Consider the following 11,787-nt stretch of genomic DNA (forward strand, 5'->3'; position numbering starts at 1 on the left):
GGACGGTCATCATGGGAAAAGTCACTGGCTTCATGGAGTTTGAGCGCATCGAAGAGGGCTACAAGCCCGTCACCGAGCGCTTGAAGCACTACAAGGAATTTGTTATTGGTTTGGACGATGCACAAGCCAAAACCCAAGCGGCCCGTTGCATGGACTGCGGCACACCGTTCTGCACGAACGGATGCCCGGTGAACAACATCATTCCGGACTTCAATGACTTGGTGTTTCGCCAAGATTGGAAGGCTGCAATTGACACACTCCACAGCACCAACAACTTCCCTGAATTCACAGGACGTATTTGCCCCGCGCCATGCGAAGCTGCATGTACCTTGAATGTGAACGCAGACGCTGTGGGTATTAAGTCGATTGAACATGCCATCATTGACCGAGCTTGGGCTGAAGGTTGGGTGACAGCCCAGCCGGCCATCCACAAAACCGGCAAGAAGGTTGCCGTAGTCGGCTCAGGTCCTGCAGGCTTGGCAGCTGCCCAACAGCTAGCGCGTGCAGGGCACGCTGTCACTTTGTTTGAAAAGAATGACCGCGTTGGGGGATTGCTCCGCTACGGTATTCCAGATTTCAAGATGGAAAAATCGCATATTGACCGCCGCGCTGACCAGCTAAAGGCAGAGGGCGTGACGATCCGAACAGGGGTGTTAGTCGGAGAGATGCCCAAGGGTAGCAAGGTGACCAACTGGGCTAAAGAGACTATTTCAGCAGCGCAACTCAAGGCTGATTTTGACGCCGTGTTGTTGACCGGCGGCTCTGAGCAGTCACGTGACCTGCCAGTCCCTGGCCGTGATCTCGATGGCATTCATTTCGCCATGGAGTTCTTGCCGCAGCAAAACAAAGTGAATGCAGGTGACAAAGTCAAAGGCCAACTGCGTGCCGACGGCAAGGCCGTGATCGTCATTGGTGGCGGCGATACGGGGTCCGATTGCGTAGGGACGAGCAATCGGCACGGTGCGGTAAGCGTGACGCAGTTTGAGGTGATGCCCCAGCCTCCGGAAGTTGAAAACCGCCCGATGACATGGCCCTACTGGCCGCTGAAACTGCGTACCAGCTCTAGCCATGACGAAGGATGCGAGCGCGTTTTTGCCATCTCCACCAAAGAGTTTGTCGGGGAAAAAGGCAAAGTCACCGGTCTGAAGACTGTGAAGGTGGAATGGAAAGACGGCAAGATGGTGGAAGTTGCGGGCTCCGAGCAAGTGCTCAAAGCCGACTTGGTACTGCTTGCCATGGGTTTCGTAAACCCTGTCGGCACCGTGCTGGATGCCTTTGGCGTTGGCAAGGATGCGCGTGGCAATGCAAAAGCGAGCGTCGATTTGGTAGGGGGCTACAGTACGAACGTGGACAAAGTTTTCGTCGCTGGTGACATGCGCAGAGGGCAAAGCTTGGTGGTTTGGGCCATCCGTGAAGGTCGACAAGCCGCTCGGGCCGTAGATGAGTACTTAATGGGTGTAAGTAACCTGCCCCGCTAATAGGTGTAATCCCGTATGATCCAAAGGCCGGAAATATACCGGCTTTTGCATTTATGGAATCCAACGATTTAGCTCCCCCCTTGATAGAGTTTCGCCACGTGAGCTTCGGCTACGGGGGGCGCTTGATCTTGGATGACATCAGTCTTAGCATTCCTCAAGGCAAAGTCACAGCATTGATGGGCGCATCGGGTGGGGGCAAAACGACAGTGTTGCGTCTCATCGGTGGGCAAGTCCAAGCCCAATCGGGAGAAGTGTTGCTCCATGGGGGCTCTCAAGAGGCTGCTCCACAAGATGTGGGACGTCTGGGGCGCGAAGCCTTGTTTCAAGCACGGCGTCGCATGGGCATGTTGTTTCAGTTCGGGGCTTTGTTTACGGACCTCAGTGTTTTTGACAATGTTGCCTTTCCCTTGCGTGAACACACGGACCTGCCGGAAGCCATGGTCCGCGACGTGGTTCTCATGAAGCTCAATGCAGTGGGGCTGCGCGGAGCGCGAGATCTCATGCCTTCCGAAGTGTCCGGGGGTATGGCCCGCCGCATCGCTTTAGCCAGGGCAATTGCCTTGGATCCTGAATTGGTGATGTACGACGAGCCCTTCGCTGGTCTAGACCCGATATCGTTGGGGACTGCCGCACGCCTCATCCGACAGCTTAACGACGCCATGGGACTGACTAGTATTGTTGTGTCGCATGATTTGGATGAAACTTTTCAAATTGCGGACCACGTCATCGTGCTAGCCAATGGGGCCATAGCCGCGCAGGGCACACCCCAAGAAGTGCGTGATAGCCGGGACCCATTGGTGCATCAGTTTGTCAACGCACTGCCCGAAGGGCCGGTGCACTTTCATTACCCTGCGGTCGACATTGACCAGGACTTTGCGCAGGAGTTATTGCCATGAAGTGGTACGACCCTCGCGAGCTGGGTTACGCTGTTCGCGGCAAGCTTGCAGATATAGGTTTTGGGGCTCGGCTCTTTCTGCGATTACTGACCTCTTTGGTTGCCACAATGCGTCGCCCGTCCTTGGTGTTGGACCAGGTGCACTTTATGGGTAACTACTCCTTGGCCATCATTTCGGTGTCGGGCGTGTTTGTGGGTTTTGTTCTTGGGTTGCAGGGCTACTACACGTTGCAGCGCTATGGATCGTCTGAGGCTTTGGGTTTGCTGGTAACCCTGAGTTTGGTTCGAGAGCTTGGGCCTGTGATCACGGCGCTCTTGTTTGCTGGACGCGCAGGGACCTCACTGACCGCTGAGATCGGCTTAATGAAAGCTGGCGAGCAGCTCAGTGCGATGGAAATGATGGCGGTAGATCCTGTGCAACGTATATTGGCCCCTCGGTTTTGGGGCGCTGTAATTGCGATGCCCCTATTGGCTGCGATATTCAGTGCGGTTGGTGTGATGGGGGGCTGGTTGGTCGGGGTCTTGCTGATTGGTATTGACTCAGGTTCCTTCTGGAGTCAAACCCAAGGCGGTGTGGATGTCTGGCGTGACGTTGGCAATGGGGTGTTGAAGAGCGTCGTTTTTGGTTTTGCAGTCAGCTTTATTGCACTGCTGCAAGGCTATGTCGCACAAGCAACGCCCGAAGGTGTTGCAAGGGCGACCACACGCACAGTTGTGGCGGCCTCGCTCGCGGTGCTAGGGTTAGATTTCGTGTTAACGGCGATGATGTTCAGTATCTAGGTGGGGTGTTTATGCAACGTTCGAACAGTGATGTGTGGGTAGGTTTATTTGTGTTGCTGGGGGCTGCCGGGATTGTGTTTTTGGCCTTGCAGGCAGCGAACCTGCTTTCCTTGGGTTTTGATAAGGGATATGCTGTAACAGCGAAATTCGACAACATTGGTGGATTAAAGCCAAAAGCAGCTGTGAAAAGTAGTGGCGTAGTGGTCGGTCGGGTGGAATCCATAACCTTTGATGACAAAACCTACCAAGCCAAAGTTGCTTTGGCAATGGACAAGCGTTATGCCTTTCCTAAGGACAGTTCCTTGAAAATACTCACGAGCGGCTTGCTTGGGGAGCAATACATTGGCATTGAAGCAGGCGCTGATAGTGTGAATTTGGCGCAAGGCGACAGTATTTCAACGACGCAGTCCGCCGTGGTGTTGGAAAATCTGATCAGCCAATTTCTATACAGCAAGGCGGCTGATGGCCCTTCTTCTGATAAAGACAAAAAGTGATTCGGAGCCATATGTTTGTGATTGGTCGAGTTACCAGCGGGTGGTTACGGTGTCTGAGCTTGGGCGTGGTCATTGCCTTATTACAAGGTTGTGCCAGTGTGCCCAACCCGGATGCACGGGATCCCTTTGAGTCGGTCAATCGCGGTGTTTTCTCCTTCAATGACGCGGTCGACCGGGCAGTGGCCAAGCCAGTGGCTACGGTCTACAAGGGCATTACGCCTTTTTGGTTTCGTAAGGGCGTCGGTAACTTTTTTGGTAATTTGGACGACGTTTGGTCAGCCTTCAACAATGCCTTGCAACTTCGTGGGCAAGAGACTGGTGACAGCATCGGTCGTGTAATGGTCAATACGACCATCGGGCTATTGGGTGTGGTGGACGTGGCCAGTGATCTCAATATCGACAAACACCCCTCCAACTTCGGTTTGACATTGGGCCGATGGGGCGTAGCGCCAGGCCCCTATCTTGTGCTGCCTTTGCTTGGGCCGAGCTCCTTGCGCGACGCCGTAGGGCTTCCTGTGGATAGCCAAGGCAGTATTCTTGGCAAAGTATCAGATGTGCAAGTTCGTGACACACTAACTTTGGTGAATTTGGTAGACACCCGAGCCGCTTTCTTGGGGGCTGGGCAGGTGGTCGAAGAGGCTGCGTTGGATAAGTACAGCTTCATCCGTGATGGCTATTTGCAGCGCCGAAGAAACCTAGTCTATGATGGAAACCCTCCCGAAGAAGATGAGGCTCCGTTGGGTAAGTAGGTGCTTTTCAGCACGGTGACTGCACAAAACGTGCGTCACGCCGATAATGGGTTGTCTGACTGGAGAAATATGTTGGTTTTTGTTCGTGACTTTCGTAATTTGTTCCTCTTGCTCGTGGCGTGTCTGAGTTTGGCGCTGCCACGTTTGTCTCATGCGCAAGATGAGCTGCCTGATGTTTTGATTAAGCGCATTTCCACAGAAGTATTGGATACGATTCGCGCAGACAAAGCGATCCGCTCTGGTGATCTCAGCAAGGTTATCGTTTTGGTGGACTCGCGCATCATGCCCAATGTGGATTTCCAGCGCATGACAGCCTCGGCGGTGGGCCCTGCGTGGCGTCAGGCTAGTGCTGAGCAGCAAAAGCGGCTTGAAGAGGAGTTCAAAATACTGCTGGTTCGTACGTACGCAGGTGCATTGGCGCAAGTGACTACGCAGACCATTTCGATGAAGCCGTTTCGAGCGTCACCAGATGACAAAGAGGTCGTCGTACGCAGTGAAATCAAAGGGGCTGGTGATCCAATTCAACTGGACTACAGGTTGGAAAAAACCCCAGGCCAAGGTTTCGGGTGGAAGATTTATAACCTCAACGTCTTGGGTGTGTGGTTGGTGGAAACATATCGGACGCAGTTTTCCCAAGAAATAAATGCCAAGGGACTTGATGGTTTGATTACTACTCTCTCGGAAAGAAACAAGTCCAACAACAAGAAGGGTTAACGTGCTCAGTCTACCCGCCACCCTCACCCAGAACGATGCAAGTGCTTGTTTGGAGCAATTGACCGCAGGTTTACGGTCAGAAGCCGCACAAGTGGTTGTTGATGCGGCCCGCTTGCGAAGTTTTGATACTTCGGCCTTAGCTGTCTTACTTGCATTGCGCAGAGAATGCGCGCGTGCGGGTAAGCACTTTACAGTGCAGGGTTTGCCGCAACGGCTGCGGGATTTGGCTTCCTTGTATGGGGTCGAAAGCTTGTTGCCAAGCGCTTAGCCCGTACCTCAATCTGACCGCACGAGACTGCGGCATCTCATGTCCGCTATTTCATTTACATCCGTTTCTAAAGCCTATCCGTCGCCCAAAGGACCCAAGGGAAGTACCTTCTTCGCATTAGATGGTGTCAATCTCGACATTCAGGAAGGTGAGTTTTTTGGCTTGCTAGGCCCCAACGGGGCAGGCAAAACGACCATGATTAGTATCTTGGCGGGCCTGTCCAAGGCAACGGCAGGCACCGTCTCAGTGTTAGGCAGCAATGTCCAAACTGATTTTGCACAAGCGCGACGCAAGCTGGGAATCGTTCCGCAAGAATTGGTGTTTGACCCATTTTTCAATGTCCGCGAAGCCCTGCGGATTCAGTCAGGGTATTTCGGCATCAAGAATAACGACGCATGGATAGACGAGCTACTTGAGAGCCTAGGTCTTGCCGACAAAGCCAACGCCAATATGCGTCAACTGTCCGGGGGGATGAAGCGTCGTGTATTGGTGGCGCAAGCCTTGGTACACAAACCCCCTGTTATTGTGTTGGACGAGCCTACGGCGGGTGTGGATGTGGAGTTGCGTCAGACGCTATGGCAGTTCATTGCACGGCTCAACAAAGAAGGCCACACCGTGCTGTTAACTACGCACTACCTAGAAGAGGCGGAAGCGTTGTGCGGCCGCATTGCAATGCTTAAGACCGGGCGGATCGTAGCGCTAGACAGCACTACTGAATTGCTAAAGGCGGCCTCAAGCAACGTGTTGCGCTTCAAGATTGACGGAGTGTTACCAACGCATTTGCTGAATAAAGCCCGAATTACAGGCCGTATCGTTCAGTTTCCTGCCCATAGCGCAGTGGAAATAGAGCACTACTTATCCGAAGTACGAAAGACAGGCTTGGTCGCGCAGGACGTTGAAATTCGCAAAGCCGATCTGGAAGACGTCTTTTTGGACGTCATGACCAAAAACAAGGACTCTGTCCACGGAGTGTCACGATGAATGGTTGGCAAACGCTGTTGTACAAAGAAGTCTTGCGCTTTTGGAAGGTGGCTTTCCAGACCATTGCTGGGCCTGTGCTCACTGCCATGTTGTACTTGCTGATCTTTGGTCACGCCCTCGAGGCGCACGTCAAGGTGTATGACACCGTCAGCTACACGGCCTTTTTGGTGCCTGGCTTGGCAATGATGAGTGTGCTGCAGAACGCGTTTGCCAACAGCTCGTCGTCCTTGATCATGAGCAAAGTCATGGGTAACTTAATTTTCTTGTTGTTGACCCCTTTGTCCTACATGCACTGGTATGTGGCCTATGTGGGCGCGGCAGTTGTTCGAGGGGTCGTTGTTGGGGTTGGCGTGTTTTTGGTCGCGGCCTTGTTTACGCCTATTAGTTTTGTCGCGCCTTTGTGGATCTTGGTTTTCGCCTTCATGGGGGCTGCTTTGATGGGCACACTGGGGCTGATCGCTGGATTGTGGGCGGAGAAATTTGATCAGTTGGCCGCCTTTCAAAATTTTGTCGTCATGCCGATGACATTTTTGAGTGGCGTGTTTTACTCGATCCATTCACTCCCCGCGTTTTGGCAAAGCGTGAGCCATTTCAACCCATTTTTTTACATGATCGACGGTTTTCGCTATGGCTTCTTTGGCGTTAGCGACGCTTCACCTTGGTTAAGTTTTGGCGTGGTCGCGGGATCATTGCTTGCCGTAAGTGCTGTGGCGATTCAGTTATTGCGCACAGGCTACAAACTCCGTAGCTAATTTTTATTTGTACTTTCCATGACTTCTGAAGAACTGACCTCCCTGATTTCCAACGGCTTGCCTGTGGAGCATTGCCACCTTGAAGGTGACGGTCGGCATTGGTACGCAACGATAGTGTCCGCCTCGTTCGAAGGTAAGCGCTTGATTCAACGCCACCAAATGGTGTACGCGACTTTGGGCAATCGGATGCAAACGGATGAAGTGCATGCTTTGTCCATGAAGACCTATACACCCACCGAGTGGGCGACGTCTGCTGCCCAATAGGAGCGCCAACCGATGGATAAATTATTGATTCGGGGTGGGCGGAACTTGGCGGGGCAAGTTCTGATTTCAGGTGCCAAGAATGCGGCCTTGCCTGAGTTGTGTGCTGCGCTTTTGACGCGCGAGGCTGTTACTCTGCGCAATGTGCCGCGGTTGCAAGACGTGAACACGATGCTGAAGCTGATTGGCAACATGGGCGTGCAAGTCAGCCAAACTGAGCTTGGTGTGGTTTGTATCAATGCGAGTTCGCTTAGCTCTCCCGAGGCACCTTACGAATTGGTGAAGACCATGCGTGCATCGGTGCTCGCATTGGGCCCTTTACTCGCTCGTTTTGGTGAGGCGACCGTGTCACTTCCTGGGGGCTGTGCTATTGGTTCACGCCCGGTAGATCAGCACCTTAAAGGGCTTACCGCCATGGGTGCGGAGATCGTGGTCGAGCATGGCTACATGATTGCAAAACTTCCCAAGGGAAGAAGCCGGCTTCAAGGTGCCAGAATTGCGACCGACATGGTCACGGTCACCGGTACGGAGAACTTGCTTATGGCTGCAACCCTCGCAGAAGGGGAAACTATCCTCGAGAATGCAGCGCAAGAGCCAGAGATTCCTGATTTAGCAGAAATGCTTATTGGGATGGGGGCCCAAATTGAAGGACATGGAACCAGTCGAATTCGTATTCAAGGCGTTGACGCCCTGCATGGGTGCGATCACCAAGTGGTGGCAGACCGCATTGAGACAGGCACTTTCTTGTGTGCCGTGGCCGCGACCGGCGGGGATGTCGTGCTCAAGCATGGGCGAGTGGAACACCTTGAGGCCGTGGTTGAGAAGTTGCGTGATGCGGGTGCTACCGTGACCGCTGTTACCGACGGAATACGTATCCAAGCGACTGGACGCTTGAAGGCGCAATCGTTTCGCACCACCGAGTACCCGGGCTTCCCGACCGACATGCAAGCCCAGTTTATGGCCCTGAATTGCATTTCACATGGCCATGCCAAAGTCACAGAGACGATTTTTGAAAATCGTTTCATGCATGTGAATGAATTGGTGCGACTGGGCGCGCGAATCCAGATCGACGGTAAGGTGTCCGTGATGGAGGGGGTAGAGAAACTATCGGGGGCGACCGTGATGGCCACTGATTTGCGTGCATCTGCCAGTTTGGTGATCGCAGGTTTGGTCGCTGATGGTGAAACGGTTGTTGACCGTATCTACCACCTTGACCGTGGCTACGATCAAATGGAATCCAAGTTACGCGGAATTGGTGCGGACATAGAGCGTATTCGCTGAGCCGTAATGAATGAACCACACATGAGCAACAGCATGATTACCCTAGCCCTATCCAAAGGGCGTATTTTTGAAGAAACTGTGCCCCTACTCAAAGCAGCGGGCATTGAAGTGTTAGATGATCCAGAGAAGTCTCGCAAGCTGATCCTGGAGACCAACCAGCCACACGTGAGAGTGCTGGTCGTGCGCGCAACGGATGTGCCAACGTACGTGCAGTATGGTGGGGCAGATCTAGGCATTACTGGCAAAGATACGCTCTTGGAGCACGGTAGCCAAGGCTTGTACCAACCCCTGGACTTGCAAATTGCCAAGTGCCGAATCAGTGTGGCAGCACGCGCAGACTTTGACTATGTATCAGCGGTGAAGCAGGGGTCTCGCTTGAAGGTTGCGACGAAGTATGTCGCCATTGCCCGTGATTTTTTTGCGTCCAAAGGTGTGCATGTGGACTTGATCAAGCTATACGGCAGCATGGAACTTGCCCCGCTAGTGGGACTCGCGGACGCCATCGTTGACTTGGTCTCTACAGGAAACACCTTGCGCGCGAATCACTTGGTGGAAGTAGAGCCCATTATGGAAATCAGCTCGCGCTTGGTGGTGAATCAAGCCGCACTCAAGCTCAAACAAGACCCCATTCGGAAGATCATTGATGCATTCGCTGGCGCGATTGGCCAAGGAACCTGAGTAACGCTATGAAAATAGTAGCTTCCCCCGCTTATCTGTCAACGGCTAGTGCCGACTTTTTCCAAAATTTCCAAGCCCGATTGCATTGGTCAGCTGACACGGATGTAGCCATTGAAGCGCGTGTGGCTGAAATCCTGCAGGATGTGCAATCCCGTGGCGATGCTGCCGTGTTGGAGTACACCGCGCGATTTGATGGCTTGACTGCCGCCACGGTGCAGGAACTAGAGCTTTCGCAAGCTGAGCTGAGAGCAGCATTCGATGCTATTCCCTCAGCCCAACGCAGTGCCCTTGAGGCTGCGGCACATCGCGTTCGTTTGTACCACGAGGCGCAGAAGCGCGCATGCGGTGAGAGCTGGAGTTACCGCGATGCGGACGGAACTTTGCTCGGGCAAAAAGTGACTCCCATTGACCGTGTGGGTATCTATGTGCCCGGTGGCAAGGCGGCGTATCCTTCTTCCGTATTGATGAACGCAATCCCTGCGCATGTGGCGGGTGTGGGCGAAATCATCATGGTCGTCCCGACTCCAAGAGGAGAGAGAAACCTGTTGGTGCTTGCCGCCGCTTACGTAGCTGGGGTGACGCGCGCCTACACCATGGGAGGTGCGCAGGCCATTGCGGCCTTGGCTTACGGCACCGCCACCATCCCCGCGGTTCATAAGATCACGGGGCCTGGCAATGCCTATGTTGCAGCGGCAAAGCGGCGGGTGTTCGGCACGGTGGGCATTGACATGATTGCAGGACCTAGTGAAATTTTGGTTCTCGCCGACGGCACAACACCACCCGATTGGGTGGCTATGGATATGTTTAGCCAAGCCGAGCATGATGAGCTCGCTCAGAGTATTTTGCTGTGCCCAGACCCCGCCTACATTACAGAGGTTCAAGCGGCCATTGATCGCTTGTTGCCCGAAATGCCCCGCGCTGAAATCATTGCCAAATCCCTTTCAGGGCGAGGCGCTTTGATACTCACCCGCAGCATGGAGGAGGCTTGTGATCTCAGTAATTCCATTGCACCTGAGCATTTGGAGGTCTCCAGCCAAGACCCACACCGCTGGGAACACCTGCTTAAACATGCAGGGGCGATTTTTTTGGGTGCTTATACCAGCGAATCCCTGGGTGATTACTGCGCGGGGCCCAACCATGTATTGCCGACCTCCGGGACTGCGCGTTTTTCAAGTCCTTTGGGCGTTTATGACTTCCAAAAGCGCTCTAGCTTGATTGAAGTAACCGCAGCGGGTGCTCAGGTCTTAGGTCCAATTGCCGCCGAGCTTGCCTATGGCGAGGGCCTTCAAGCCCATGCACGTGCCGCGCAAATGCGCTTGGTGTAAGAATAGGTTGATAGGTCCGACTTAAGGCCATGTTGCATACCTCATTCAAATCTAAGTGGTCCTTGGTAGGGCTTGCTGTGCTGTCCTTTTTGATGCTAGCGAGCAATGCCCACGCGATGTCGATACGTGAACTACGTGGCTTGGAAAAATCGGACAAGTCACATGGCGAAAACTACGTCAACTATTACTTGGTCGGCACGATGGAGGGTGTTCTAGAAGCGCAAGCGCAGTCTGCTCGTACTGGGGTTCTCGTTGCTGTTTGTCTGGAAGGTCGGAAGCTTGAGCCCAGTATGGCGAAGAGTTTGTACAACACCGAACTCAAGCGCAATCAAGGTGTTTATGAAGCGGATATGCCGGTGCAATTGGTCATGTTCAATGCCCTGAGCACCGTGTATCCCTGCTCTCATTGAATTATTCAGTTTCTTGAGGGCAAGCGTTTAGTTTTCGAAACCACTAACGGCACAGCCAGCTTGCGGTAAGCTGCGCGCATGAAAGATAAAAAAGTCACAAAAACGAAGCCGGGCGCGCGTACAAAGGCCCCGCGCCGAGCGAACGGTCCCCAGTCCCATGAAGTTCGAATCGTAGGTGGCCAGTGGAAACGCACCAAGTTGAAAGTTGCCGATAAGCCAGGTTTGCGACCCACGCCAGACCGGGTGCGCGAAACACTGTTTAATTGGCTTGGACAAGATCTCACCGGTTTACGCTGTGTAGATGCATTTGCAGGTACAGGTGCTTTGGGATTTGAAGCCGCGTCACGCGGTGCAAAAGAAGTTTTGCTGGTGGAGTCAGATGGTGAGTTGGTGGTCCAACTTACGAACATACAAACGCAGCTTGGCGCTTCGGCCGTGCGTGTACAACGAGGCGATGGCGTGGCGGCATTGAGACATTTGTCGGCACGAAGCCAAGACGTTATCTTTCTCGACCCTCCCTTTGATGCCAAAGTATTCGAGGCCGCAGTGGAGGCAGCCGGTAAAGCTGTTGCCGCGGAAGGGTATATCTACTTAGAGGCCCCTGAGCTGTGGGATGAATCTAGACTTGCCAATGCTGGGCTTGCAGTGCACCGTTACCTAAAGGCCGGTGCAGTTCACGCACATTTGCTGCGCTGCACAAGTGCCGTTTGAGGAAGGATGA

Annotated in this window: 15 protein-coding genes; all 15 read left to right on the forward strand. The window is 53.6% G+C overall.

The features are described 5' to 3' along the window. Positions 1–11 precede the first annotated feature (11 nt). The gene (locus EXZ61_RS04730) at positions 12–1,478 is read left to right on the forward strand and encodes a glutamate synthase subunit beta (protein WP_142809518.1); all 1,467 of its coding nucleotides are present in this window, start codon (positions 12–14) and stop codon (positions 1,476–1,478) included. Between the two features lie 53 nt (positions 1,479–1,531). Continuing rightward, positions 1,532–2,374, forward strand: a complete 843-nt coding sequence (locus tag EXZ61_RS04735; protein WP_142809520.1) for an ABC transporter ATP-binding protein — start codon at positions 1,532–1,534, stop codon at positions 2,372–2,374. After that, entirely contained in the window at positions 2,371–3,153 is a 783-nt protein-coding gene (gene mlaE / locus EXZ61_RS04740; RefSeq protein WP_142809522.1) for a lipid asymmetry maintenance ABC transporter permease subunit MlaE, read from the forward strand. Before EXZ61_RS04735 ends, mlaE begins: the two co-directional genes overlap by 4 nt. Positions 3,154–3,164: 11 nt before the next feature. Continuing rightward, the gene (gene mlaD, locus EXZ61_RS04745) at positions 3,165–3,647 is read left to right on the forward strand and encodes an outer membrane lipid asymmetry maintenance protein MlaD (protein ID WP_142809524.1); all 483 of its coding nucleotides are present in this window, start codon (positions 3,165–3,167) and stop codon (positions 3,645–3,647) included. 11 nt (positions 3,648–3,658) lie between these two features. After that, the gene (locus EXZ61_RS04750) at positions 3,659–4,396 is read left to right on the forward strand and encodes an MlaA family lipoprotein (protein WP_142809526.1); all 738 of its coding nucleotides are present in this window, start codon (positions 3,659–3,661) and stop codon (positions 4,394–4,396) included. Positions 4,397–4,465: 69 nt separating this feature from the next. After that, a complete protein-coding gene (locus EXZ61_RS04755) occupies positions 4,466–5,110 on the forward strand; it encodes an MlaC/ttg2D family ABC transporter substrate-binding protein (protein WP_142814105.1) in 645 nt (214 codons plus the stop codon). A gap of 1 nt (position 5,111) precedes the next feature. Further along, entirely contained in the window at positions 5,112–5,378 is a 267-nt protein-coding gene (locus EXZ61_RS04760) for an STAS domain-containing protein (RefSeq protein WP_142809528.1), read from the forward strand. Positions 5,379–5,417: 39 nt separating this feature from the next. Beyond that, positions 5,418–6,359, forward strand: a complete 942-nt coding sequence (locus EXZ61_RS04765) for an ABC transporter ATP-binding protein (RefSeq protein WP_142809530.1) — start codon at positions 5,418–5,420, stop codon at positions 6,357–6,359. After that, entirely contained in the window at positions 6,356–7,111 is a 756-nt protein-coding gene (locus EXZ61_RS04770; RefSeq protein ID WP_142809532.1) for an ABC transporter permease, read from the forward strand. Before EXZ61_RS04765 ends, EXZ61_RS04770 begins: the two co-directional genes overlap by 4 nt. A gap of 18 nt (positions 7,112–7,129) precedes the next feature. Continuing rightward, positions 7,130–7,375, forward strand: a complete 246-nt coding sequence (locus EXZ61_RS04775) for a BolA family protein (RefSeq protein WP_142809534.1) — start codon at positions 7,130–7,132, stop codon at positions 7,373–7,375. A gap of 12 nt (positions 7,376–7,387) precedes the next feature. After that, the gene (gene murA, locus EXZ61_RS04780) at positions 7,388–8,653 is read left to right on the forward strand and encodes a UDP-N-acetylglucosamine 1-carboxyvinyltransferase (RefSeq protein ID WP_142809536.1); all 1,266 of its coding nucleotides are present in this window, start codon (positions 7,388–7,390) and stop codon (positions 8,651–8,653) included. Positions 8,654–8,686: 33 nt separating this feature from the next. After that, positions 8,687–9,331: an ATP phosphoribosyltransferase gene (hisG, locus tag EXZ61_RS04785; RefSeq protein WP_142814106.1), complete on the forward strand. Its 645-nt coding sequence runs from the start codon at positions 8,687–8,689 to the stop codon at positions 9,329–9,331. Positions 9,332–9,339: 8 nt separating this feature from the next. Continuing rightward, the gene (hisD, locus tag EXZ61_RS04790) at positions 9,340–10,656 is read left to right on the forward strand and encodes a histidinol dehydrogenase (protein ID WP_142809538.1); all 1,317 of its coding nucleotides are present in this window, start codon (positions 9,340–9,342) and stop codon (positions 10,654–10,656) included. Between the two features lie 29 nt (positions 10,657–10,685). Continuing rightward, the gene (locus EXZ61_RS04795) at positions 10,686–11,066 is read left to right on the forward strand and encodes a hypothetical protein (RefSeq protein ID WP_142809540.1); all 381 of its coding nucleotides are present in this window, start codon (positions 10,686–10,688) and stop codon (positions 11,064–11,066) included. 78 nt (positions 11,067–11,144) lie between these two features. Next, positions 11,145–11,777, forward strand: a complete 633-nt coding sequence (gene rsmD / locus EXZ61_RS04800) for a 16S rRNA (guanine(966)-N(2))-methyltransferase RsmD (RefSeq protein ID WP_142809542.1) — start codon at positions 11,145–11,147, stop codon at positions 11,775–11,777. Positions 11,778–11,787: the final 10 nt, after the last annotated feature.

The organism is Rhodoferax aquaticus (assembly GCF_006974105.1).
Taxonomy (GTDB): domain Bacteria; phylum Pseudomonadota; class Gammaproteobacteria; order Burkholderiales; family Burkholderiaceae_C; genus Allorhodoferax; species Allorhodoferax aquaticus_A.

Coding starts and splice junctions, on each gene's coding strand:
- EXZ61_RS04730 (WP_142809518.1), top strand. CDS start 12: ATGGGAAAAGTCACTGGCTTCATGGAGTTTGAGCGCATCGAAGAGGGC.
- EXZ61_RS04735 (WP_142809520.1), top strand. CDS start 1,532: ATGGAATCCAACGATTTAGCTCCCCCCTTGATAGAGTTTCGCCACGTG.
- mlaE (WP_142809522.1), top strand. CDS start 2,371: ATGAAGTGGTACGACCCTCGCGAGCTGGGTTACGCTGTTCGCGGCAAG.
- mlaD (WP_142809524.1), top strand. CDS start 3,165: ATGCAACGTTCGAACAGTGATGTGTGGGTAGGTTTATTTGTGTTGCTG.
- EXZ61_RS04750 (WP_142809526.1), top strand. CDS start 3,659: ATGTTTGTGATTGGTCGAGTTACCAGCGGGTGGTTACGGTGTCTGAGC.
- EXZ61_RS04755 (WP_142814105.1), top strand. CDS start 4,466: ATGTTGGTTTTTGTTCGTGACTTTCGTAATTTGTTCCTCTTGCTCGTG.
- EXZ61_RS04765 (WP_142809530.1), top strand. CDS start 5,418: ATGTCCGCTATTTCATTTACATCCGTTTCTAAAGCCTATCCGTCGCCC.
- EXZ61_RS04770 (WP_142809532.1), top strand. CDS start 6,356: ATGAATGGTTGGCAAACGCTGTTGTACAAAGAAGTCTTGCGCTTTTGG.
- EXZ61_RS04775 (WP_142809534.1), top strand. CDS start 7,130: ATGACTTCTGAAGAACTGACCTCCCTGATTTCCAACGGCTTGCCTGTG.
- murA (WP_142809536.1), top strand. CDS start 7,388: ATGGATAAATTATTGATTCGGGGTGGGCGGAACTTGGCGGGGCAAGTT.
- hisG (WP_142814106.1), top strand. CDS start 8,687: ATGATTACCCTAGCCCTATCCAAAGGGCGTATTTTTGAAGAAACTGTG.
- hisD (WP_142809538.1), top strand. CDS start 9,340: ATGAAAATAGTAGCTTCCCCCGCTTATCTGTCAACGGCTAGTGCCGAC.
- EXZ61_RS04795 (WP_142809540.1), top strand. CDS start 10,686: ATGTTGCATACCTCATTCAAATCTAAGTGGTCCTTGGTAGGGCTTGCT.
- rsmD (WP_142809542.1), top strand. CDS start 11,145: ATGAAAGATAAAAAAGTCACAAAAACGAAGCCGGGCGCGCGTACAAAG.